At 36.5% G+C, this 24,779-nt stretch carries 19 protein-coding genes; 12 read left to right on the forward strand and 7 right to left on the reverse strand.

The window, feature by feature from the left end:
• From VI621_RS08430 to VI621_RS08440, 3 genes are all read right to left on the reverse strand, one after another.
• A partial coding sequence (locus VI621_RS08430; RefSeq protein ID WP_349254640.1) for a glycine-rich domain-containing protein occupies positions 1-1,283 on the reverse strand: 1,283 nt, incomplete at its 3' end.
• A 303-nt stretch (positions 1,284-1,586) separates the two neighbouring features.
• Positions 1,587-7,190, reverse strand: a complete 5,604-nt coding sequence (locus tag VI621_RS08435) for a GEVED domain-containing protein (RefSeq protein WP_324217939.1) — start codon at positions 7,188-7,190, stop codon at positions 1,587-1,589.
• Positions 7,191-7,575: 385 nt separating this feature from the next.
• Positions 7,576-9,462, reverse strand: a complete 1,887-nt coding sequence (locus VI621_RS08440) for a hypothetical protein (RefSeq protein WP_324217940.1) — start codon at positions 9,460-9,462, stop codon at positions 7,576-7,578.
• A gap of 325 nt (positions 9,463-9,787) precedes the next feature.
• On the opposite strand from VI621_RS08440, the gene VI621_RS08445 reads away from it, so the two are divergent.
• The 4 genes from VI621_RS08445 to hemL all read left to right on the forward strand — a co-directional run bounded on the left by VI621_RS08445 (position 9,788) and on the right by hemL (position 14,971).
• Entirely contained in the window at positions 9,788-11,596 is a 1,809-nt protein-coding gene (locus tag VI621_RS08445; protein WP_324217941.1) for a T9SS sorting signal type C domain-containing protein, read from the forward strand.
• Positions 11,597-11,842: 246 nt separating this feature from the next.
• On the forward strand, positions 11,843-12,745 hold the full coding sequence (locus VI621_RS08450) for a 1-aminocyclopropane-1-carboxylate deaminase/D-cysteine desulfhydrase (protein ID WP_324217942.1): 903 nt from the start codon (positions 11,843-11,845) through the stop codon (positions 12,743-12,745).
• A complete protein-coding gene (locus tag VI621_RS08455) occupies positions 12,742-13,614 on the forward strand; it encodes a glucosaminidase domain-containing protein (RefSeq protein WP_324217943.1) in 873 nt (290 codons plus the stop codon). Before VI621_RS08450 ends, VI621_RS08455 begins: the two co-directional genes overlap by 4 nt.
• Positions 13,615-13,684: 70 nt before the next feature.
• Complete coding sequence (gene hemL / locus VI621_RS08460) at positions 13,685-14,971, forward strand: glutamate-1-semialdehyde 2,1-aminomutase (RefSeq protein WP_324217944.1); 1,287 nt, start codon at positions 13,685-13,687, stop codon at positions 14,969-14,971.
• Positions 14,972-15,031: 60 nt separating this feature from the next.
• Here hemL and VI621_RS08465 read toward each other — a convergent pair whose 3' ends face one another.
• Together VI621_RS08465 and VI621_RS08470 are read right to left on the reverse strand one after the other, a co-directional pair.
• Complete coding sequence (locus VI621_RS08465) at positions 15,032-15,421, reverse strand: hypothetical protein (protein ID WP_324217945.1); 390 nt, start codon at positions 15,419-15,421, stop codon at positions 15,032-15,034.
• Positions 15,422-15,486: 65 nt separating this feature from the next.
• Positions 15,487-15,942, reverse strand: a complete 456-nt coding sequence (locus VI621_RS08470) for a hypothetical protein (RefSeq protein ID WP_324217946.1) — start codon at positions 15,940-15,942, stop codon at positions 15,487-15,489.
• Between the two features lie 196 nt (positions 15,943-16,138).
• On the opposite strand from VI621_RS08470, the gene VI621_RS08475 reads away from it, so the two are divergent.
• From VI621_RS08475 to VI621_RS08510, 8 genes are all read left to right on the forward strand, one after another.
• Entirely contained in the window at positions 16,139-16,627 is a 489-nt protein-coding gene (locus VI621_RS08475; RefSeq protein ID WP_324217947.1) for a c-type cytochrome, read from the forward strand.
• Between the two features lie 80 nt (positions 16,628-16,707).
• Positions 16,708-18,687: a Sec-dependent nitrous-oxide reductase gene (gene nosZ / locus VI621_RS08480; protein ID WP_324217948.1), complete on the forward strand. Its 1,980-nt coding sequence runs from the start codon at positions 16,708-16,710 to the stop codon at positions 18,685-18,687.
• A gap of 66 nt (positions 18,688-18,753) precedes the next feature.
• The gene (locus tag VI621_RS08485) at positions 18,754-19,770 is read left to right on the forward strand and encodes a nitrous oxide reductase accessory protein NosL (protein ID WP_324217949.1); all 1,017 of its coding nucleotides are present in this window, start codon (positions 18,754-18,756) and stop codon (positions 19,768-19,770) included.
• 88 nt (positions 19,771-19,858) lie between these two features.
• Positions 19,859-21,088, forward strand: coding sequence for a nitrous oxide reductase family maturation protein NosD (locus tag VI621_RS08490; RefSeq protein WP_324217950.1), 1,230 nt, complete (start codon positions 19,859-19,861; stop codon positions 21,086-21,088).
• Positions 21,085-21,807 (forward strand): ABC transporter ATP-binding protein, encoded by a 723-nt coding sequence (locus tag VI621_RS08495; RefSeq protein WP_324217951.1) that lies wholly within the window; start codon positions 21,085-21,087, stop codon positions 21,805-21,807. Before VI621_RS08490 ends, VI621_RS08495 begins: the two co-directional genes overlap by 4 nt.
• Entirely contained in the window at positions 21,791-22,558 is a 768-nt protein-coding gene (locus VI621_RS08500) for an ABC transporter permease subunit (RefSeq protein ID WP_324217952.1), read from the forward strand. The genes VI621_RS08495 and VI621_RS08500 overlap by 17 nt, the downstream gene beginning before the upstream one ends.
• Complete coding sequence (locus VI621_RS08505; RefSeq protein ID WP_324217953.1) at positions 22,555-22,851, forward strand: hypothetical protein; 297 nt, start codon at positions 22,555-22,557, stop codon at positions 22,849-22,851. Before VI621_RS08500 ends, VI621_RS08505 begins: the two co-directional genes overlap by 4 nt.
• Positions 22,852-22,862: 11 nt before the next feature.
• Positions 22,863-23,234, forward strand: a complete 372-nt coding sequence (locus VI621_RS08510) for a group III truncated hemoglobin (RefSeq protein ID WP_324217954.1) — start codon at positions 22,863-22,865, stop codon at positions 23,232-23,234.
• Positions 23,235-23,308: 74 nt separating this feature from the next.
• On the opposite strand, the gene VI621_RS08515 is transcribed toward VI621_RS08510, so the two are convergent.
• A complete protein-coding gene (locus tag VI621_RS08515; RefSeq protein WP_324217955.1) occupies positions 23,309-23,863 on the reverse strand; it encodes a fasciclin domain-containing protein in 555 nt (184 codons plus the stop codon).
• A 66-nt stretch (positions 23,864-23,929) separates the two neighbouring features.
• The coding region (locus VI621_RS08520) for a hypothetical protein (protein WP_324217956.1) at positions 23,930-24,779 on the reverse strand (850 nt) is incomplete at its 5' end.

Below are 24,779 nucleotides of genomic sequence, written 5' to 3' on the forward strand. Positions count from 1 at the left end.
GGTGTGCCAGTTAAAGAACGCACCACCAAATACCCATTTGCAGAACCTGTAAAAGTGGCAGGTAATGACGTTGTCGTGATAGTTCCTAACGTAAATACAGAAGCTTGACTTGGGGCAACACAAGCAGGTTGTGTAGTTACACAGATAGAAAACGTTCCTTGATTGGAACTACTAGCATAACTATGGACTCTTACAAAATATGTATTTCCAGAGGTTAATCCTGTTAAGCTTGTAGTTTCGGCTGCGGATGCATTATTGTCCACACAGGCTAAACTCGTTAAAGTACCGGCACACGTCCCACTGAAAACCTGAAATACCACATCAGTTAAAGTTGTTGGAGTTACGGTTAGTATATGCGAGGTGCTTGTTGCAGTAAAACTATACCAAACGTCATCATCGGCACCGCTACCAACACAAGCAACTTGTGATTGTGTGGCGCTAATTGTTGTGCCATTTGTACTTGTTGTACAAGTTAGGGTTGGGTTTATAGTTAAAGTTATTGCCCCACTGCAATTATCATTTGAAAGGGGAGGAGTTGCATACGTAATTGTTATTTGTCCATTTGCTCCAGCACCACCCGACCAGTCTCCGCCTCCGCGTTCGCCTCCGCCTCCGCCTCCGCCAGGTATAATTCCAGATGAACCATTGTTGTTTGTTTGACCACTACCTCCGGTACTTGGGGCATTTCCGCCATTTCCGCCATTTCCACCAGGAGCACTTCCGCCAACTGCACCATCTGACCCAGATGTGTTGGTTGTTCCTCCTATAGCGGTACCGCCAGTCCCAAAGGCTCCACCATTAGCAATTCCTTTAGCTCCACCATTAGCAGTGATTGATGTTGTTGAAGGAGCATGAGTTAGGGTTGTTGGTAATCCGGTATTTCCGTCAGCACCTACTGCACCTGCTGTGCCGCCGGTTCCTATAGTGTATGTGATTGTTTGACCTGGAAGGACTGCAAAAGTTTTAGTTGAATAGCCGCCGCCGCCGCCGCCAGACCCTCCATTGTTATTTGCACTTGAGCCGCCTCCTGATCCACCGCCACCCCATACTTTTACTGTTGCTGAAGTTACTCCGGCAGGACAAATCCATGTTCCGGAAGTCGAAAAGGTTTCTGTAGTAGTCTGTGCATTTGCTTTTCCTGATAATAAAACAGAAAAAATTAAAGCTAAAAAAACAAACCAAGGAGTGGTTTGAATAAAAGGTTTGTCAGGGAAAAGGTTTGGGTTTCTTTTTTTGTTAAGTATAAATAAGGAGAATTCTTGTTGTGGTATTTTTTTTTTCACAGAGATTAAAATAAAAAGTTAGTTTTTGGTTGGTTGTGAATTAATCGCAATGAAAATACTAATTTACCGTTAACACGTATAAAAAAATCGATAAAAAACACAACTATTCGATGAAAGTTATGAAATCATCGGTGAAATGCACATTTGCTTTATGTCGTTTTTGGACAGATAGAAACTTGAAGTATAATTAATGCAAAAATCCTAAACTAAAAATCGCAAACTGCTCTTCGTGAAATCACTATATAAAAAAAAAGACCCCAATCAAAAGATTGAGGTCTCATTATTCTGAAAAAATAAAAAAGCTTAATAAATAATTTTTTCTGTCACTACTTCATCATTTTCCAATGTTATTTTCAAAATCAAAACATTATTGGTTTTGTATAAATGATTCAGAATAAATTGTGTGTCATCTATGTTTTTGTAAGTGTCAATTTTTCGCCCTAATAAATCAAAAACTAGCATTTCTTTAATCAGTTGATTTGCGTGAACCGTGACTTTTTCGTGAACCGTGACTTTAACAGTATTCGATACCTCGAAAGTATCTGTTCCCAATGTACTTTCCGTATAACGAAGTACAAAACGATTGTTAAAATTGCCAACTCCTGTGGTAAAGACATAAGGAGTCAGTTTCAAATTATGAATTACTTGAAGCAATTGGTCTTCTAAATAGATGTTTTGGGTGTTAAAAAGCCCGTCTATATGATCAATTCGCACAGAAAATGAACCGGCAATTGCGGCATTGTAGCCTAAAGGAACCTGATCATTTATGTTAAATGGCAACGGACGTCCCTGAATTCCCAAATTCGCTTCCGGAAGAATAGAGTAGAGTGTCACACCATTACCGCCAAAACGCATACCATCAAAATCCCGATCCATTCCTAAAGTGGCACCTTGTGCGTAACCGACCAATATTTGACTGAAAGCGCCGGAGTTATTGGTCAGGTTCAACCAGATTCGGTGTTTTTCAAAATCATTATTCGTATTGACAATTGTAGGATTCGTGGATCTAAAAAATTGGTTGTTATTGTCTGTAACACGCATGCTATTGGTAAAGGTAGCATTACCGGGAGCAGCTAAACTTTTTACAAAGAAAGCAGCACCTGCGGCAATAAAGCCACTTGGAATTGTGCCAAGACTTGATAAAGAGCTTGCTGCTGTGCCGACACCACCTAATTTATTCCAAGAAGCATAATCGTTAGCCGTATAGTTAATTACAAAATCGCCATAAAAAGGATCAGGAAAACCAGTTGCCGGAGGCGAATTATGCGTCCAGAAATAGATGGTACCGTCTATTACAGATGAATTACTGGCAAGGCTTAAAAATGCACTGGCGCTAATGGCTGATGGATATGGATTTGAAATTAAATTCCATTTGTCATCCGTCGCAATGGCTCCCAAAGATCCATAAGTTATCGGGGCTAAAATATCTCCGTTGTTTGGCGTACCAATAAAGTTTGCTGTATATGGAACTTTAACTGCTGGATTAGTAGAGAAAGTATCAGGAGCTCTTACAATATATCCTTTAGTGGATTGCATGGCCGTACTAGCAGCCGCTGATGTCCAATTGCCACTTCCGCCGCCCACAGAGGGTGTCCAGGTATAGCGCAAAGAAGAACCTGGAGATAAATTTCCCAATGTAAAATTCGATGCTGATGTAACTGGCGAACCCCAATAAGTATAATCATAGCGATATATAGGTTGTGTAATACGCTCCATCTTAAAAGTACCGTTAACGGTATTGGCTACATTATTAATTTGTACAAGACTAGCATTGTTTTTTAGGATAAAAGTACCGCCAGTCCTTACATCCACAAGATCAGTAATCGTGATGTTAGTATCAGTTAGAACATTTAGGATACCACCACTTTTGATTGTTAAGGTTTTACCATATGCTTGATAGCAAGAAGTAGAAATAGTAGAAGGAAACGGATGTGGATCAACTATGACGCAATCGTTAGCCGTTGGAACTCCAGCCGGCAACCAGTTGTTTGGATCATTCCATTCATTGGTAGTTCCTTGCCAGAGTTTGGTTTTGTTGGTTACTGTTATCAGTTCAGATACCGGACATCCGTTAGATAGTGTCGCAGTAGCTGTAAATGACCATGAAGGATTTATTAGTTGCCCCGCAGTAGGTTTTACATAAACAGTAGTAATACTTTGTCCTGTATAAGGAATGGTACACGCTAAATCAATATAGGCATCAACAGTAGCCCCTCCCCAAGTAAAAGTTGTATTCAATGGTTTTGTGCCAAATAAACGAACATCATCTATGGCCCATCCGTCATCCCAATTGGCGGTGTATTTATAACGAAATCTAAAGTTAGCAACATTTACATAAGCAGACAAATCTATAGTTACATCCGCAAATTTTGATGCAGACCCTAAATCAGAACTATAAGTAGTTACATTAATCCAATTCGCCCCGCCATCAATTGATACTTGAACTTTTCCGCTATCTCCGCCATAATACGAATAATAGTGCTTGAAAGTCAATGTCAAATCGGTAAAATTTGCAGTATTTATGTTTCCTGTGCTAATATCAGTTTCAATGGTGCTATAAAGGTAATCTGATGTGGTGAAAGCAAATTTATCGCCAACACTTCCCGAGTTTATAGCGGGTCTCCAAACACTTGTGTCAGTAGGCTGATAAGTACTCGTTTTAATGCTCCATGGTGCATTTGGTTGAGGTGCATCCGGTATGTTGTCTGAACCGGTATCATATAAGTTGGTAGTTGTACTTAAAGTGAATCCTCCGAAAGTACCGCCTTCAAAATTTTCTGAAAATAAATCTTCTACAGTGGTATCTCCGGATGCAATTATTGTTAGAATAGCGTCTTCACCACATACAATTGGAGTAGATGGAGAAAAAGTAATATTTGTTGTAGGATTTATAATAGCCCTCACAGCCATTCTTACCAATGATTCGCAACTTCCATTATAAACGGTGACATAATAGGTGGTTGAGCTTGATAAAGATGGGGTAGTCCATGATCCAGCTGTTGTTGTAGCCAGAGGAACTCCACCTGTTTCGTTTGCATACCATCTGAATTGTATTCCTCCTCCTGATCCAACAGCCGTAAGGGTAGTTGTTCCGGTCCCACAGGATGATCCATCAGTAACGTTTGTTATTTTTGCAGAACAGTCTGCCACAATAGAAATAGTATAATCCTCTGTTTCGCCTGTAGAATAACCAGTGGTGCAGGGATCGATTGTGCTTGTTTCGGTATATCCTCTGGTTCTGATTCTCATTCTGTAATTTCCAGGCGTTGCATTTACAGGCACTACAAATCCGTAAGAGGTGTCTCCAGTTGCAATTGTACCTGTTGTATAGACTAGTTCGTTTGCGTCTATAAAATCACCATCCCCATTCCAGTCAATATAAGTTTTTACAAACTGGGAATCAGGACCTTCTAAATTGATATTAATGTTAATACCTGCGCCTGCTATTTGTGTAGCAATTGTTGTAGAAGAATAGTTGCCATAACCGCCTGCGGAATAACCGGTAGCAATATTTGAAGCATCATTTAATGTTCCAATGGAGATAACGCCCGATATATAATAAGCGGATGTCGTTGAACTCGGAGAACAATAACTGGTCGTTACTGTTAAAGTAGCAGGATTTGAAGCAGCAGAAGTACCGCAGCCATTGCTGGCAGTAGCTCTAAATTTATATCCGTTCATGTTTCCGGGAGCAGCAGTGATAGTAAGCGTTGCTATTGTAGCGCCAGAATATACGCCTCCGTTAGTCATAGTCGTGTAGTTAACCCCTCCATCAGTACTGACTTCCCAAAAATAACTTGCTGGAGAATTTGAAAAAGTAGCCGTAAAAGTAGTATTCCCCCCATTTGCAATGGTTGCATTTGAAGGGTGGCCAGTTACTACAGGTGCCAAAGTACAAGCTGCAGCAGAGGTTATGTTTAATGTATAATCTTCAAAAGCTGCCCAGTTTCCGTTATAGCATGAAGTAGGTGTTGACGGTGTGGCTGAAATCCAAACGATTCCTATTCTCATTCTATGGTTACCGATTGTGGCTGTTAAAGGAACATTTATAGAGGCTGAAATTGTTGTTGATGCTACTGTTCCGCTGTACATGTCTTCTCCGGAATCAGTAAAATCAAAATCATTGTTCCAATCAACCCATATTTTCAGGTTATAAGTATAAGAGCTCGTAGCAGTTCTAATACTTACAGGCAGCGAAGCACCTTGAATAACATTACCTGTTTGTGCGGTGTAGTTGTTATATACTGTTGTGTTGCTCGAAGTGTAATTTACCGTACTATAAGATACGTTTGTAATCCCAGTTCCATCAATACCGCTTGATGCGGTTGGTGTACAATAGTTTCCTGACAATGTCGTGGTGCTTCCGTTTAAAGGAGAAGTGGTATTGTATTTTGGTCCACCAGTACAAACAGAATTATAGGAAAATACAAATATATAATATAGCGTTAATGGCGTAAGACCGGTAACTGTAAAAGTATTATTGTTATCGATGTCTACTACAGTATTACCAGCCGAAACGGTGCCGCCTACCGTATAAGTTGTTGTGTTTACAGGAGTAGGTGGAGTTCCTGTGGTGTTGAATACGACTAAATATTTGTCTGCAGCAGGACTTGCCAAGGTAAACGAACCTGTTATTGTGCTTCCGGTTGGAGTTAATGATAAAGTAGTTGGTTGTGCGGTGGGGGTAGTGCAAGCAGAAGTGAGGGTAATATTAATGAGATAATCCTCAGCTTGACCATAACCTGCTCCTGTTTGACACGGCCCTGTAGGATAAGCGTTGAATTTTTTCATAACACGCATTTTGGTGTTACCTAAGGTTGCTGCAGCAGGTACTGCTATATTGCCCGTTAATGTTATAGCATCTATTCCACTCGAGTTGGTGATAGTTCCTAAATCATATATTTCATTTGCAACGTTTCCAAAAGTTCCATTTTGATCCCAGTCAATATAAACTCTGATATAATTAGGCATGTTTCCAGCAGTGTTCCCTTTTATAGAAATTACATTTGTCGCAGAACCTTGAAGTACTGTCCCTGTTATACAGAAATTTTCTAGACTTGAACCGCCTAATACATTGGTTGTGGTATTGTTAATTCCTGCAAAAGTGACATTAGTAATTGGTTCAACACCATTCCCAAAGCTTGGCGTACAATAAGTTGAAGAAGTAGAAGTATAAGTGATTTTTATTTGTCCGTTTCCGCCATTTCCGCCATTTCTATTAGTATTGTTGTTTACAAAGGCACCACCACCACCACCGCCAGGTTGTATTCCGGTGTTACCATCAGCACCAGCTGAGATTGAAACGCCTCCAGCACCACCACTATTTCCGCCAGCACCTCCGGCACCACCAATGGTAGTTGTTCCATTTGATCCAGTAACACCAGCGGTTTTCGTTGTGCCAATGCTTGTTGCTATTGAGCCAGTTCCGCCAAAAACAGTACCTCCATTTGGAGCTTCGCCACCAGCACCACCTTGAGCATATAATACTCCTACAGCGCTGAACCACGAAGAACTACCAGTTGGACCGGCAGTTGTTGTTCCAATTGCTCCTAATCCAACGCTATAATTAAAAACGGTACCGCCAGTTAAACTATTAAATGTTGAAGAAACGTAAGTTCCTCCTGCGCCACCACCACCACCTTTAGCGGTATTGACTGTTGTGCCTCCTCCCGCACCTCCTCCTCCCCAAACTTCAACAGTAATCGAGGTTACATCACAAGGTACTATAAAAGTTCCTGTGCCAGTAGCTGATATAGTAATTGTGGTTTGCGCAACAATTTTATTTCCTAATAAAAAAGCAAATAAAACCAGTATAGGCAACATCCAAGAAAAAGAAGTTGTTTTACGTTGTTTTTCTTTTACAGAAGTAAAAAAATTAAATTCTTTTAGGAGAAATTTTTTTTTCACAGGGTCAGTATAAGTGATTAATTTTAGTGGGATGTAAAGTAATTACCGGCAATGTATAGATTTATCGTTAAAGGGTATGATAAAACCGACTAAATGCGTATGTTTTCGATTAAGTGCATAAAATCATCGATAAAGTACATTGTTTTTTTAAATCTTTTAACATAAAGTAAGGTTTAGTTGTAGAGTGTGTTAAAGTTTAAAGTTCTAATTTTCAAATTATTAATCATAAATAACACATAAAAAGAGACCCCAATCTGATGATTGAGGTCTCTTTTTAACAGGATTAATAACCCGTTTCTATGTGAATATTTTGTTTTTTTTATTTAAAAAAAGGACTTTACAATTATTTGCAAAGTCCTTTTATAAAAGTTTGAATTATCTTGAATTATTTTTTTGGCTGCTCTTTTTTAGCATATTTAACTAAGTTTTCAGGAATTCTTTCGAAGCGTACATTTTGACCATCAAAATAAATTGGGGTTCCTTCTTTGCCGGTTCCATCATTACTCATGACACCATTCATGTTTTTATCAAAGTCTTTAGAAAGAATAGTGGTTGAAATTTCAACTCCCTTTTCGAATCCGGCACGTGTTCCGATTGCGACCCAATTGAAGGAGGCATTACTCGTGCCTTTTTGATTTTCTTTTATATAAAATCCTTCGGAAGTTACTTCGCTTACATAAACCCCGTTTGTTTCGCTTGTAGGAGTTACAGTAACATTAATCAATTCTTCTTTTGAAACTAAATTTCTAAAAGCTTCTTTGAATGCTACAAAAGTAGTTCCGTTTTTTAAAGCATTTGTACCTCTTGTGGTAACATCTACATTAGTGGACGTTGAAGTATAAGCTGCTGTTTTTATATTCGAATTGGGGTTCTCAATCAACTGAACAATTGGTTCGTTTACAATCGTATTTCCTTGTACATACATCCCGAACTCTTTTCCTTTAGCAATCATTCCGTATTGTTCCCCTTTTACATAACCACCCATAAAACCACCATTGATTCCAAGACCGATTAAGTTGTTCGGAGTAGTTGTGTTTGCTTGTCTTCCAGTATTTCCGGCAGCGACGTTTGATCCGGAACCTCCTCCATACACTGAATATGGATTACCAGCGATACTTTTGTAGCCTAGGATTCCAAAATCACCGCTTGCATTTGTGCCTAAAACACCGCCTGATGCTACTGGCTGGCTTGCGGGCCCTAAAAGCAAAATATCACCCACTACTCCAAATTGGTAAGCACTGGAGCCGCCGGCATATTTAGTTCCAATATTTCCATAAACACCTGCAACTGCCCCAGATCCGACATAAGCTCCCCCTGATAGTCCGGTTCCAATTGTAATGTTATTGTTTTCTCCTAGAACAGGTGTTGCTTTTCTTAGACCTGCTGCTGATTCATCAATAATTCCATGAACACCAATCGGAATGGTTGAGCCTCCCGAAGCTCCGTCTGCTTGTCCAAGTACCCCTTCGCCAGTTTGGATATAGGATGATAAAGTGCCGGACTGTGTTAGTCCCACAACGCCGTATCCGGTTCTATTAGAAAATCCAAAAACGCCCATGCCGTCTGCATCTGCATATCCGGCTATAGCACGTGGAGCTGTTGCGCTAGGATAACCTGTTACATTGTTAAAGGAAGTAGCTGAGGTATGTGAAGAAAATTTATCACGGGAATCCTCGCCGGATGCTTTACCAATTATGGATTGTCCTTCAACGCGAAGACCATTTGTTGGTGCGGCATTTGTCGGAGCGTATGTGGCTCCTATGGTGGTGTTCGAGGCGACAGATAGGGCGCTGGAAGGAGTCGGTGTTCCCACTCCCATAAGACCAGCGCTTGTAATTCTTGTTCTTTCTAAATTATTCGTTCTCAATACAAAAGCTACGGCATCAGTAGTTCCGGCAAAATTTGTAGTTGCTACAGTTCCTGAATTTCCTGTTGTAGACCAGTCAGAATTAGTTCCTGTTGCTAATCGGATCCAAAGGGAGCCGTCCCAATAGTAATAGCCAGGGGTTACAGCTGTAGTGCCGGCACCTGCTGTAGCGGTATTATAAACTACAGTTCCTGCTATAGGCGCGCCAGCTGTTTGCGGATTTACCACGGGTGCGGATACATTTGTAGCGGTAAGGATAACTTGCGGTGCCAAAAATCCATTCACGGCGGAATTGATTTCAAGAGCTCCGCGAGGGGCTATCGTTCCAATTCCAACTTGTGCAGATACATTTGATAAACTCAATAAGACCAATAGACAAATTGATAAATGCGTAATTTTTTTCATAAATAGTAAATAGTGGTTATGTTAGTTTATTGGTATGATTTGGGAATCAACAAATAATCGGGCAGCAAAAGTATGTTTTTTTATAACATTTTTATTTGTTTTTGTTCTTTTTTTACGTTTATTTGTGTTTTGGCTTAATAAAGAGAGTTTAAAAACGGTTGGTTAAGTCAGAAAATTAGCATTAAAATGATATCGTTATTTTTAGATTTAATCCTTTTAAATAATGGAAATCAATTATTTGAGTGTAAAAAAAAACATAATATTTTTTGTTTAGAATAAAAAAAAAATTAGATTTGTTAAAATTAAATCAATATCCCATTCACATATGAAGTCAAAAATACTTAAAGTATTGTTTTTGTTTGCCGCTGGATTCTTATTTCAGGGTCAGGCGAAGGCACAAATGTATGTAAGTCCTAATACTTATGTTTTTGCCAAAAACGAGGTTGTCTTTGTAAAACAAGACTTGGAGTTAAACGCAGCTACCAGTAATTTCTATCTTCGTGATGATGCACAATTACTACAAGGGACTATTGCGGCCGGAGCTAATAAAGGGGTGGGTAATCTGTCCGTTTATCAGGAAGGTACCGTAAACCAATTTCAATACAATTACTGGTGTTCGCCAGTAGGGAACACGTTGACTGCAACAACTGTGAATAATCCTTTTGGAATCTCTCAGCTTAAAGGCGTTACTGATTTGACAACTAGTTATACTCCAGAAATTTTAGCTATGAATAATTACAATGGTAGTTCTTCTCCATTGAAAATTGCCCCGTATTGGATCTGGAAGTTTATAACTTCTAGTGCTTATGCGCAATGGGTTCATGTGGCATCCGCTAATACGCTTAATGCAGGTGAAGGTTTTACGATGAAAGGAACCAGCGGATCCTCAAATGCGCAACGCTACGATTTTAGAGGAAAACCAAATGACGGAACAATTGCGACAGCGGTTTCATTAGACAATTATACTTTGGTAGGGAATCCTTATCCGAGCGCTATAGATTTAAATTTGTTTTTATTAGATCCTGTTAATACTCCTGTTATTACAGGAACGGCTTATTTTTGGGAGCAAGTGGCAGTTAATTCGCACTACCTGGCAGCATATCAAGGCGGGTACGGGACTTATACACCAGGTGCAGGTTATACAGTTGCTGCTTTTAACAGCTATAACGGGGCAGGAGGAATAACTGGAAGTGTTGGTTCAGGAACAAGTTTTCAAAGAAGATTTTCTCCAATAGGACAAGGGTTTATGGTTAAAGGTACTGCGGCAGGATCTGTTACAATGAAAAATACTTTTAGGACTTTTGTAAAAGAAAGTCCGGCTACTTTATCACAATTTGCAAGATCGGCATCAAGTAGTGTTAATGCAGAAAATACAGTTTATGATCCAAACTCACCTTATTTTCCTGAAATCCTAAATGTTGCCGGTATTGATTATACGCAAATAAAAAAAGGATATGCGCCACAATTAAAAATTAATGCAATGTTTAATGACAGCGGGGTAAGACCTACCACGCTTGGATTTGATGCTAGCACTACGGATGGTTTTGATTATGGATGGGACGGAAAATCTCCTTCCAGCGAAAATGCGGAATTTTATTATGTTGTAAATAATGAGGAATATGTTTCAAGTGTTGTAGCATTTAATATTGATAAAAAAATACCTTTAGGATTTAGATGCACACAACCTACAAATTTTAAAGTGAAAGTTATTGATGTATTATACGGCTTTGATCCGAACCAAATCGTCTATATTCATGACAAACAAACGGATGTTTATTATGACATAAAAAATGGTATGTTCGATATGACTTTACCTATCGGTGATAACAGAACCCGTTTTGAATTGACATTTAAAGATACTGCTTTAGGCATTAATGATTCGGTAAGTGAAAGCTTCGTAGTGTTTCAAAACAATAGTACTAAAAATGTAACAATCAGTAACCCATTTCAAATTGAACTGGCTTCTTGCGGGTTATATGATGTAGCCGGAAAATTAATTTTCAGTAAAAAAGAGTTGGGTAGTAATGCCTCTTATGAGTTTTCAACTTCTAGTCTGAGTGATGGTATTTATATCGTAAAGTTAATCACTAAAGACAATGTGGAGATTGGCAAAAAAATCATCATCAAAAATTAAATTACAATGCTGATATAATTAAAAATTATATAAAAAATCCCAATTACATCAAGTAGTCGGGATTTTTTTTGTTTCGCTCTTTCCGTCTGATACTATATTTTGATAATTAATGCATAGAAAAGCACATAGGGATATTGGGTAGATACTCCATGCATATCCCATACATATCCTATAGATAACCGCAACAAAGACAAATTAAAATACCAATCATTTTCTGTTGTATCTTTGTGTTTAATATCCTTTGTTTTGGAAAAAGTGCTTACCCAAAAAATACAAATACCTACAAATAACGTCTCCTTATTTATAAGACGTGAGGATCTCATACACCCATTTGTTTCCGGAAATAAATTTCGAAAATTAAAATACAATTTGCTTCAGGCGAAATCAGAAGGAAAATCAACATTGCTTACTTTTGGCGGTGCTTTTTCCAATCATATTACAGCTGTTGCAGCAGCAGGAAAGCAGTTTAATTTTAAAACCATAGGAATTATTCGCGGGGAAGAATTGAGTGCTAAAATTATTGAAAATCCAACATTGTCTTTTGCTCAAGAATGCGGAATGCAGTTAGAGTTTGTCGCCAGAGAAGTCTATAAAACGAAAAATGAAGATGAATTTATAAATGGGTTAAAACAAAAATTCGGAACATTTTATCTCATTCCCGAAGGAGGAACAAATGATTTGGCTGTTAAAGGATGTCAGGAAATTTTAACAGAAGAAGATGCCGTTTTTGATTATATTTGTTGCGCTGTTGGAACTGGTGGCACGATTTCTGGTATAATAAATAGCACCTTGCCACATCAAAAAGTGTTAGGATTCCCAGCATTAAAAGGCGATTTCTTACTAGAAGAGATTCGTAAATTCACTATAAAAGAGAATACGGAATTAATCACAGACTATCACTTTGATGGATACGGAAAAGTGAATCAAGGATTAATCGAATTCATAAATATATTTTACAAACAAAATCATATTCCGTTAGATCCTATTTATACAGGAAAAATGATGTATGGATTATTTGATTTAATTGAGAAAGGATATTTTCCGCAAGGAACAAAAATTTTAGCTATTCATACGGGCGGAATTCAGGGAATTGAAGGAATGAATCAAAAATTAAAAAGAAAAAAATTACCATTAATACTTTTGCAATGATTAAAAAACTGTTATTTTTCGTCACAACACTGCTTATCGTGAGTTGCCATACGAGTAAGCCAGCAGTACAAACAAAAAGAACTGTTGCTGCTAAACCAAGCGCTCCAGTAGTTAGAACGATTAAAAAACCTATCGTAAAAACTCCGATTGAGAGTCCTCCGGAAATTAAGCCGGTTGTAACTAATAGTCCGAAAACCGAAGTCCTTGAAGCAACTACAAGAGTAAAAGTTACCGCAGAAATAGTATCAGCTTATATTGCTCAATTCAAGGACATTGCAAAAAGCAACATGACTCAATATGGAATTCCGTCGAGTATTATTCTGGCTCAAGGAATTTTAGAATCGGGCGCTGGAACAGGCCCGTTGAGTATGGCGGCAAATAACCATTTTGGCATTAAATGTCATAAAGAATGGAAAGGCCCAAGCGTAAAACACGACGATGATTCCGCACAAGAATGTTTTCGAAAATATGAAAAACCTAATGAGTCTTATAAAGATCATGCACTTTTTTTAACCAGCAGACCTTGGTATGCAGGATTGTTCAAATTAAAAAAAGATGATTATAGAGCATGGGCCAAAGGACTGAAAGCGGCAGGCTACGCAACCGACCCAAAATACCCAATCAAATTAATCTCTATTATTGAGCGGTATAAGTTGAATCAATATGATGCGGAAGTTTTAGGAATGAATTATACTTCAGTTGATGCGAGCGTAATGGTTGCTGATAATTCGAATTCCTATAATGTTATTAAAGGCGATACTTTGTATTCAATTTCAAAAAAATTCAACCTTACAATTGAGGAATTAAAAAGAAAAAATAACATGACTGACAATGCGCTTTCAATAGGTCAGAACCTGAGAGTGGAATAATTTTCCAAATCTCAAAGTGCAAGAAACAAATTCCAAAACCGGAATATAAAATCATAAAAATAAATTATAAATGTTATACCAAAGAAGCAGTCAGCTTTTTGCTGAAGCTGAAAAAGTAATTCCTGGAGGTGTAAATTCACCTGTTCGTGCCTTTAAATCCGTTGGTGGAACGCCTATTTTTGTCAAAAGTGCTAAAGGTGCTTATCTATATGATGAAGACGGGAATCGTTTCATTGATTTTATCAACTCTTGGGGTCCCATGATTTTGGGTCACGCTTACCCGCCGGTTGTGGAAGCCGTAATTGAAAAAGCAAAATTGGGGACTTCCTTTGGGATGCCTACCGCTTTAGAAACTGAAATCGCAGCTTTAGCAGTTTCAATGGTTCCAAATATCGATAAAATTCGTTTTGTCAATTCAGGTACCGAAGCTTGTATGAGTGCCATCCGATTGGCGCGAGGATTTACCCAAAAAGACAAGATTATTAAATTTGCAGGTTGTTACCATGGTCACTCCGATTCGTTTTTAATCCAAGCGGGTAGTGGTGCCATTACTTTTGGATCACCAAATAGTCCTGGAGTAACTGCAGGAACGGCCAAAGACACTTTGTTGGCTTATTATAATGATTTGAAAAATGTAAGTGATTTAATTGAAGCTAATAAAAATGAAATTGCAGCCATCATCGTAGAGCCTGTAGCAGGAAATATGGGATGCATTCCGCCTAAAGAAGGATTTTTAGAGGGATTAAGACAACTTTGTACAGAGAATAACATTCTGCTTATTTTTGATGAAGTAATGACAGGATTTCGTCTTGCAAAAGGCGGTGTGCAAGAGTTATTCAACATTAAGGCGGATATTGTTACCTTCGGGAAAGTAATTGGCGGCGGTTTACCCGTGGGTGCTTTTGCCGCTCGTGAAGAAATAATGAATTATTTAGCGCCAATTGGGCCAGTATATCAGGCAGGAACGTTATCTGGAAATCCTTTAGCGATGGCGGCCGGTTTGGCCATGTTAAAGGCATTGAATGAAGATCAATCGGTTTTTCAGAGGCTGGAAGAAAAAACAGCTTATTTAGAAAAGGGGATAAGAGCCGCTTTTACTGCCAATAATATAATTTTCACTGTCAATAGAGTTGGTTCTATGATTTCTGTGCATTTTGATGCTGATGCTGTAGTTGATTTTAAAAGTGCGGCAAAAGGGGATAATGAAAAGTTCAAGAAGTTCTTTCACGGATTATTACAGGAAGGTATTTATATTGCACCTTCAGCTTATGAAACCTGGTTTTTGACCGATGCATTAACATATGAAGATTTAGACTGTACTATTCGGGCGATTGATAAAGTTTCTAAAACACTTTAAAATAATAAAAAAAGCTTTCGTGAAAACGAAAGCTTTTTTTATTTAATGAGAATTGAAAGTTTATTTAGATTTTTTTGCGTCTAAAGTATTTTCACCTTTTAATTGATTGAAAAGCGTTGCGTTTGCTCTTAGTTTTTCAAGTTGTTTTGAATCAATAGAAGCTTCAATTTTTAATCCAACAATTCTTGACATTTCTTTTTTACGTTCAATTGAAGCATTTGAATCTTGCATCACTTCATGTTTCATTAGAAAAAGATCTACAAGATCGTTTGTTTGAGATTCATTTAAAGCCAAATATTCAGTTATAGCAACTGCATCATTTTTAGCAGCTTCTGCAGGTGATAAAAGAACTACTTCTTTTGTGATAGGTTTCGCTTGTTTTTTGTCTTGTGCATTAGCAGAGATTGTGAAAGCTAACATAAGTGTAATTACTGTAACTATTTTTTTCATGGGGTTTTGGTTTTAATAAATATTTTCAAATCTAATTGATTTTTATGGAGAAAAAAAATTATTTTTTATTTATCTTCCAATCCGCTCATTTTTTTCTTTCTATGAAGCATTTTTTTTCTCATTGAACCTTGCTCGTGTTTTTTAATTTTATCCCATTTTTCAAATTGTTCTGGATTAAGAATTTTTTTCATTCGGGCTTTCATAGCAATTTTTCCATCTAACATTTTATTTTGTTTTGCAAAACGTTCGTCAGGAGTGAGTTTTTTGCCTGCGTTTTTAATGGCTTTTCTTTCTGCCATTGCTACTTCTTTTTTAGCACTTTGTTCAGCAATTATTTTACTCATTTCTTTTTGTTGTGATGCATTTAAATCCAAATCTAGAGTCAGTCTTTTTAAACGCAATTGATTTCTTTGTTCAGGATTTAATTGCTCCATTTGAGTTCTCTGTGGTTTCTGTTTACTTTCTTGCGCAAAACTTGTCATCCCAACAATTAATAATGCGACTATAATTAATTTTTTCATTTTCATAATATTTTAAGTTATAGTAATTGGACTTTGATGTTTTAGAAAGGTTTAATCATTAACAAAAAATTATTATTTACTTTTCGTCACTTCGATTAAAATAAATAAAAAAATTATTTTCAAGTATGATTATAATCATACTTAATCAGTGAATGAATTCTGAAATTTGTTGAAGAAATTTTAAAAACCTATTCTTATGTACAAATTATCTTTTTTACTAGTTGCATTTATAATGTTAACTTCATGTGGCGATAAAAAAAAATCCACAGACGATGCTTTAGAAAGCACTCCTACAGTTTCTGAAGAATCTGCTGTAAACCCAACTGACCCATCTTCGTATGATCCAAATAGAGGTTTGGGAAAACATACTTCAGTAGAATTAGGTGATAAATTAGACGTGGCAATGGCTGCAGAAGGAGAAAAAATCCAGTCTGTTAAATGCTCTTCTTGTCACAAATTAACAGACGAAAAATTAGTAGGTCCAGGTTGGAAAGGTGTTACAACTCGTAATAAACCAGAATGGATTATGAATTTTATCACAAATCCAGATCCGATGATTGATAAAGATCCAAAACTTCAGGCACAATTGGAACTTTGTTTGGTTCGTATGCCAAATCAAGCCCTTTCAGATGATGACGCAAGAAAATTACTTGAGTTTATGCGTCAAAATGACGGAGTAAAATAGTTTTTTAAAAAATAGTTTAACATATAATTTGGATGTGTCATGAAATCAAATATTCATGAATACAAAAAACAATAGAAATTATGAGTAAAAATAAATTTGTAAAAGTAACTTTTGCGATTGTCTTAATTAGTGCCTTTTTCGGTTCTTGTAAACCAAAAGACACAAGCGATGCCGTTAGTGGCGATGCTGCTCAAAAAGTATATGTAGCTCCAGGAAAATACGACGAATTCTATAATTTCGTTTCAGGAGGGTTTAGTGGCCAAATGAGTGTATATGGTTTGCCGAGTGCAAGATTATTGAGAGTGGTTCCTATATTTTCTCAAGATCCTCAGAGTGGTTATGGTTATAGTGAGGAAACTAAACCAATGTTGAATACTTCTCACGGTTATGTGCCATGGGATGATCAGCACCATTTAGATATGTCTCAAACCAATGGTGAAGTGGATGGACGTTGGATTTTTGCCAATGCCAATAATACACCTAGAATTGCACGTGTTGATTTGAAAACTTTCAAAACAGTTGAAATAATTGAATTACCAAACAGTGCAGGAAATCACTCATCTCCATTCATCACCGAAAACACGGAATATGTGGTAGCCGGAACACGATTTAGCGTTCCTACCGATAATGCAAATGGTGATGTGCCAATTAATACCTACAAACAAAATTTCAAAGGATATTTGAGTTTTGTAAAAGTTGGTAAAGAAGGACAAATGGATATTGCTTTCCAAATTGAAGCTCCAGGGGTTAATTTCGATTTAAGTCATGCCGGAAAAGGTAAATCTCACGGTTGGTTTTTCTTCTCTTGTTATAATACAGAGCAAGCCAATACTTTACTTGAAGTAAATGCGTCACAAAATGACAAAGACTTTATCATGGCAGTAAACTGGAAAAAAGCTGAAGAGTATATCAAAGCTGGAAAAGGAAAAAAAGTAGCTGCAAAATATGCACACAATACCTGGGATGAAAAAACACATACAGCAAAATCTGTAATGAGAAATGAAGTTCTGGTTTTGGATTCAAAAGTGTTGAAAGACATTTGCTATATGATTCCTTGTCCAAAATCACCTCACGGATGTGATGTGGATCCAACTGGAGAATTTATTATTGGTAGTGGAAAACTAGCTGCTTTAATACCTGTATTTAGTTTTGATAAAATGCTGAATGCCATTGCTAAAAAACAATACGATGGGGAATATGAAGGTATTCCGGTTATTAAATATGAAGCTGCTTTACATGGCGAAGTTAAAAAACCAGGTTTAGGACCATTGCATACAGAATTTGACGGAAAAGGTAATGCTTACACTACTTTCTTCGTTTCTTCAGAAGTGGTGAAATGGGATATCAAAACATTGAAAGTTTTAGACAGAGCACCTACTTATTATTCTCCTGGACATTTATGTATTCCTGGAGGAGACAGTAAAAAACCATTTGGAAAATACATGATTGTTTACAATAAAATCACCAAAGACAGATACCTGCCAACGGGACCTGAATTGGCCCAAAGTGCACAATTATTTGATATTAGTGGCGATAAAATGAAACTTTTATTAGATTATCCAACTATCGGTGAACCGCATTATGCACAAGCTGCACCTGCTGATTTAATCAGAAATAATGGTCAGTTAAAGTTCTATAAAATTGAGGAAAACAATCACCCATATGTTGCCAAAGGAGAAAAAGAAGCTAAAGTTGTCAGAGAAGGGAACAAAGTTCATGTCTATATGACTTCCATTCGGTCCCACTTTGCTTCGGATAATATTGAGGGGATAAAAGTAGGGGATGAAGTTTATTTCCACGTTACTAATCTTGAACAAGATTGGGATGTACCTCATGGATTTGCCATAAAAGGAGCCGATAATGCCGAGCTATTAATTATGCCCGGAGAAACAGCTACTTTAAAATGGTTACCCAAAAAAGTGGGTATATATCCGTTTTATTGTACCGACTTCTGTAGTGCGCTTCACCAAGAGATGTCAGGATATTTGAGAGTATCTCCAGCCGGAAGCACTGTTCCGATAACTTTTAGTCTGGGAACAAATATGCCAGCAAAAAAATAATCGCTTCAAATTCAAAAAGGGAACAAATATAATGTTTGTTCCCTTTTTTAATAAAAACAAACAAACATGAACAATCCAAAAATCTCAACACTCTCAAGAGGTATTCTTTTGTTAGTGGGGGTGCTATTAGTGTCTTCTATTTTTGTCCCGATGTGGAGAATTGAGTTGTCCGCTCCTCAATATCCTGAAGGTTTAGTGTTGCAGTTGCATGCCAATAAAATTGGTGGAGACGTTGATATCATCAATGGACTAAACCATTATATAGGTATGAAAACGCTACACAAAGAAGATTTTGTAGAGTTTACTGTATTGCCTTATATCTTTGCAGGTTTTGCGCTTTTTGCCTTAGCAGTTGCAATAATTGCCAAGAAAAAGGGGCTTTATGCCTTATTTATTTCGCTTATTCTTTTTGGAATTTTAGCAGCCGTTGATTTTTACAGATGGAATTATGAATACGGGCACAATCTTGATCCAAATGCAGCAATTAGAGTGCCGGGAATGTCCTATCAACCACCATTAATAGGATACAAACAACTCCTTAATTTTGGGGCTTATTCTATTCCTGATATTGGAGGATGGATGTTGATTGCTTCCGGATTACTGTTGTTTATTCTTGTAATTAAAGAATCCAATCTGTTGCAAAAATGGAGAAAACCTAAAACAGTAACAGTATTGTTGTTCCTTTTGTCTTTATCTTTTTTATCTTGTGCCAAAACCGAGGCAGTTCCTATTAAATTAAATGTAGATAATTGTGAATTTTGTAAAATGAGCATTGCCGATGGTAAATATGGATCCGAAGTGATTACTCAAAAAGGAAGAGTATATAAATTTGACGATATTATGTGTATGGTGAATTATGGAAAAGAAAATCCAGATACAAAAATCAAGGCTTATTATGTGCATAATTATACTCAGGACAATATTTTGATTCCTGCCGAAAAGGCTTTTTTCCTTACAGGAGTCAATATTCCTAGTCCCATGAGAGGAAATATTGCTTCTTTTTCATCTGAAAAAGAAGCAAAAGAATTGGGATTGAAATTAAATGCTACACTAATTTCTTGGGAAGCAGTTATAGGAAAATAAGAACATAACTTTTTTGAACCATTGTAAAATTAAGACGGTTAAGCTTTTTTAAAGGAACTGTATTCCTTAATGGTTTAACATAAAAAACATGAAAAAAATATTCTACATATTCCTGTTGTTTTCTCCTTTTATTCAGGCCAATGTGATTGAAGTTGGTGCCGATAAACCTATAAAATCCATAAAAAAAGCCATCAGTCTAGCCAAAGAAGGCGATACGGTTTTGGTTCATAAAGGAATTTACAGAGAAGGCAATATCATTATTGATAAAAAAATTGTTTTTTTAGGTAAAGGTTTTCCCATTTTAGATGGCCAGAAAAAATATGAAGTGCTTTCCATTCAGGCGGATAGTGTCTTTGTTCAGGGTTTTAAAGTCATAAAATCAGGATATGCGTCGCTAGAAGATCCTTGTGGGATTAAAGTATATAATAAAAACCATGTTGTCATTCAAAATAATATACTCGATGATAATTTCTTTGGGATTTATATCCAAAACGGTAAAAACTGTATTGTCAAAAACAATAAAATAATAGCTTACGGTAAAGAGGAACAGCAAATTGGTAATGGAATCCATTGCTGGAAAAGCGAAAATATACAAATTATTGCCAATACAATTTCAGGACATCGAGATGGCATTTATTTTGAATTTGTAACCAATTCAATCATTTGGAGAAATATATCGACAAATAATATCCGTTACGGATTGCATTTTATGTTTTCTAATGATGATGCCTATATTACAAATGTTTTCAAAAATAATGGAGCTGGCGTTGCGGTAATGTTTACCAAAAACGTCAAGATGTTTAATAATTTTTTCGAAGAAAATTGGGGTGATGCAGCTTACGGATTGTTTCTTAAAGAAATCTCGGATAGTTATATTATAGGGAACAAATTTTCCAGAAATACTTCGGGAATCCACATGGAGGGAACGAACAGAATTCAAGTCGAAAAAAATGTTTTTGAAGCCAATGGCTGGGCCATGAAAATTCAGGCCAGTTGTGTGGATAACGAAATTATAAACAATAATTTTGTTGGAAACACTTTCGACATGGGAACAAACGGAAGTTTAGTCCTTAACAAATTCAACAGCAATTATTGGGATAAATATGAAGGGTATGATTTAGACAAAAACGGAGTTGGCGACGTGCCTTATCATCCGTTGAGTTTATTTGCCGTACTGGTTGAAAATAATCCTTCGGCCATGTTGCTTTTCAGAAGTTTCATGATAACCTTGTTAGATAAATCAGAAAAAATATTACCCAGTATAACGCCAGATAATTTTATAGACAATACGCCATTAATGAAAGCTTTAGCTTTATGATAGAAATAAAAAATTTACATAAAAAATTCGGAAAATTAGAAGTTTTAAATAATATAAATCTGTCCTTTAATAAAGGAGAATGTATTGCCCTTATTGGTCCAAATGGTTGCGGAAAAACCACTTTGATAAAAAGTATTTTAGGTATGGTTATTCCCTCTAAAGGAGATGTTTTATTTGACCAAAAATCGATTTTAAAAAAGTTTCAATATCGGGAAAAAATAGGATACATGCCTCAAATTGGTCGTTATCCGGACTATATGAAGGTGGGTCAAATCATCGATATGATAAAGCAAATTAGAAATTCCACCCAAGATTTAGATGAAGAATTGGTAAAGGCATTTGAACTTGAAAAAATATTTGATAAACAAATGCGGACACTTTCTGGAGGAACAACGCAAAAGGTGAGTGCTACTCTGGCTTTTTTATTTAATCCTGAGGTGCTTATCCTGGACGAACCTACAGCGGGTTTAGATCCTTTGGCTTCCGAAATTTTGAAAGAAAAAATAATCAGGGAGAAAGAAAAAGGGAAACTCATTTTAATAACCTCCCATCTTTTGAGTGAATTAGACGACATGATTACCCAAATTATTTATATGCAGGAAGGTGAAGTACATTTTCATAAAACAATAGCTGATTTGTTGGAAACAACAGGAGAAGAAAAGATATCCAAAGCAATTGCGAAAATTCTAAAAAATAAAAGCAATGAACAGAATCATTAAAATCATTTTTCTGGACATCCTGAAAAACAAGATTGTATTGGCATACACTATTATTTTAGCCATACTTTCCTGGAGTTCGTTTGGATTAGAAGATAATACTGCCAAAGGTTTGCTTACGGTTTTAAATGTAATTTTGTTTACAGTACCATTGGTTTCCATTCTTTTTGCCACTATTTATTTATACAACAGTTCAGAATTTATAGAGCTACTATTAAGCCAGCCAATTAAACGCAGAAAAATTTGGCTGAGTTTGTTTCTCGGACTTTCCTTGTCAATGGTATTAGCTTTTTTTATCGGTGCAGGAATTCCACTTTTAATCAATGCGCCCAATAGCGTGGGGATTATGATGCTGATTATAGGCTGCCTAATTTCATTGGTTTTTGTGGCGCTGGCGTTTTTGAGTTCTATTCTTACGAGAGATAAGGCAAAAGGTATAGGAATTGCCATAATGACCTGGTTGTATTTTGCTTTGCTTTTTGATGGCATTATTTTGTTTTTATTATTTCAATTGTCAGAATATCCCATCGAAAAGGCGATGATAGGAATTACCGCTTTAAGCCCGATAGATTTAGCACGGATTCAAATTTTATTGCATCTTGATGTTTCGGCCATGATGGGATATACAGGTGCTATTTTTAAAGACTTTTTTGGCACATCGGTAGGATTACTCATTTCATTCCTGTTATTGTGTTTATGGGTTGTTATTCCGTTTTTAATTTCACTTTCAAAATTTAAAAATAAAGATTTATGACCATCAAAAGTATCTATGAGAAGTTAGAGCAAGCCACAAATCCTGTAGCTCAAGTGCTCCATAAAGGCGAAAACAGTAAGGTGTTGGTAATAGGTTTCAAAAAGGGAATGACTCTAAAAGAACATGTTACCAATACGCCTTCAAAATTAACCATCTTATTAGGATCGGTTGAATTTAACGAACCGGAACAATCTGTAATTTTAGGAATGTTCGACGAAATTATTATTCCAACTGGTGTCCTGCATTCTGTAATTGCTATCGAAGATAGTTTGTGTTTATTAACGCAAGGTTAAAAATGACTGCAATGAAAACAGATATTAAAAACAGAGCCGATATAGAAAAATTGGTAAACGCATTTTACGATAAAATAAAAACGGATCAAAAAATCGGTTATTTATTTAATGATGTAGCCAAAGTAAACTGGGAAGAACACCTGCCTAAAATGTATGCTTTTTGGGAAAATATCTTGTTTTTTACTGGAAATTACAACGGAAATCCAATGGTTAAACACAAAGATCTGCATCAAAAAAGCGAAATGAATCAAACACATTTTCAACATTGGAACGCCTTGTTTAATGAGACTGTTGATGAATTATTTATTGGAGAAAAAGCCACAGAAATTAAAGAGAGAGCCATGAATATTTCGGCGGCTATGATGTATAAGACCTTAGGTTAATTATTAGGCAAAAAAAAGCGTGAATTGCTGCTACAACCCACGCTTCTTCATTTCAGTAAAATGAATCAATAATATTATTTCGGAAGCAATACATCATTTATTACATGTATCATCCCATTTGATGTTGGTGTTGTGGCTAAAATTTCGGAACCATTTACAAAAACTTTATCACCGACTTTGGTGATTTTTACTTTTCCGGCATTTACCATTTCATATTCCTTACCATCTTCCATATATTCGGATTTTAAGTTTCCAACATAAGTATGGTATTCTAAAATGTTTTTTAAATCATCTTTTTTCTCTGGTTTCAGAAGCCCTTCAACAGTTCCTTTAGGTAATTTGTCGAAAGCGGCATTTGTAGGTGCAAAAACAGTAAACGGACCTGCATTGCTCAAAGCATCAACTAATCCGGCGGCTTTTACCGCGGTCACTAAAGTGGAATGGTCTTTACTTCCGGAGGCAACACGTACAATATTTGGACTGGAAGCATCATCTTGTACTCCAGATTGACCTACACTTTCGGTTGTTGTGCTTTCTGTTTCAGTTTCAGTGGCAACTTCAGTGTTTTGTTTGCATCCAAAAGCGGTGACTAAACCAACGACTAAAATAAATTGAATTGTTTTTTTCATAATTAGAATTCTTAAGTTTTGTTAAACAAAGTACCTAATTATCAGTCGTTTATTTTATGATTGTAATCATAAAACCGGATTGTTTTTAACTTTTATTTTGGAGGAAATAGCAGTAAATCCGATTCCGAAAAGTAACAGTAATGCAATACCAAAAAGTGTCTCATTTACATACGGAATTACGGTGTAACTGAAAGAGGCAATGCCTTGAACAGCCAATACAATTTCGTTCAATAAAACCCCAATGGTGAATAATAGTATTCCGAATTTTATTTTTTTATCGATAATAAACAAAGCATTGGCATATATATAAAACAATAAAAACAACGAGATTACCGCCAAAAGCACCAAATGCAAATAAGCAATCACAATCGGTCTGAAACCAAAAGCCAGATCACTTATAAACGGGATGGTCGAGCCCAATTGAAGTAGCAGTTTTACACTTAAAGCCAAACCTACAAACAGCAAAATATAGCGTAATAAAAGGGTGTAGTTTTCAAAAAAGTTTCTTCTCGTTTTTATTAAAACCAAAACGAGTTTAAACCAGGCGTAAACCTGTATTATGGCCGAAAGTGCCGTAATTACATACAGCCAAACTGGGAAGTCTAACCAAAGGATGGACAAAAAATACGCAGGAATACAAGCAGCGGCAAACAACTTAAAGGCTGTTTCATAAAATGGATGGTCCGTTTTTTTTAGGTTTAATAATCCAAAAAACAAACCCATGCAAGCAAAGAAAAACCAGCCATTATACTGAAAATGTAGATAATAATAAATGGAAGACAGATACAAATCCTGAACTAAATTTTTACTTGCCATCATGTAGGCCAGATAAAAAGTGCCCAACGAAGAGATGATATTGAAAAAAAGAGCCGCTTTAAACCAATTTTTAGACAACAGGTTTTGATCTATTTGTTTT

This window comes from Flavobacterium sp. (genome assembly GCF_035292545.1).
GTDB lineage: Bacteria > Bacteroidota > Bacteroidia > Flavobacteriales > Flavobacteriaceae > Flavobacterium.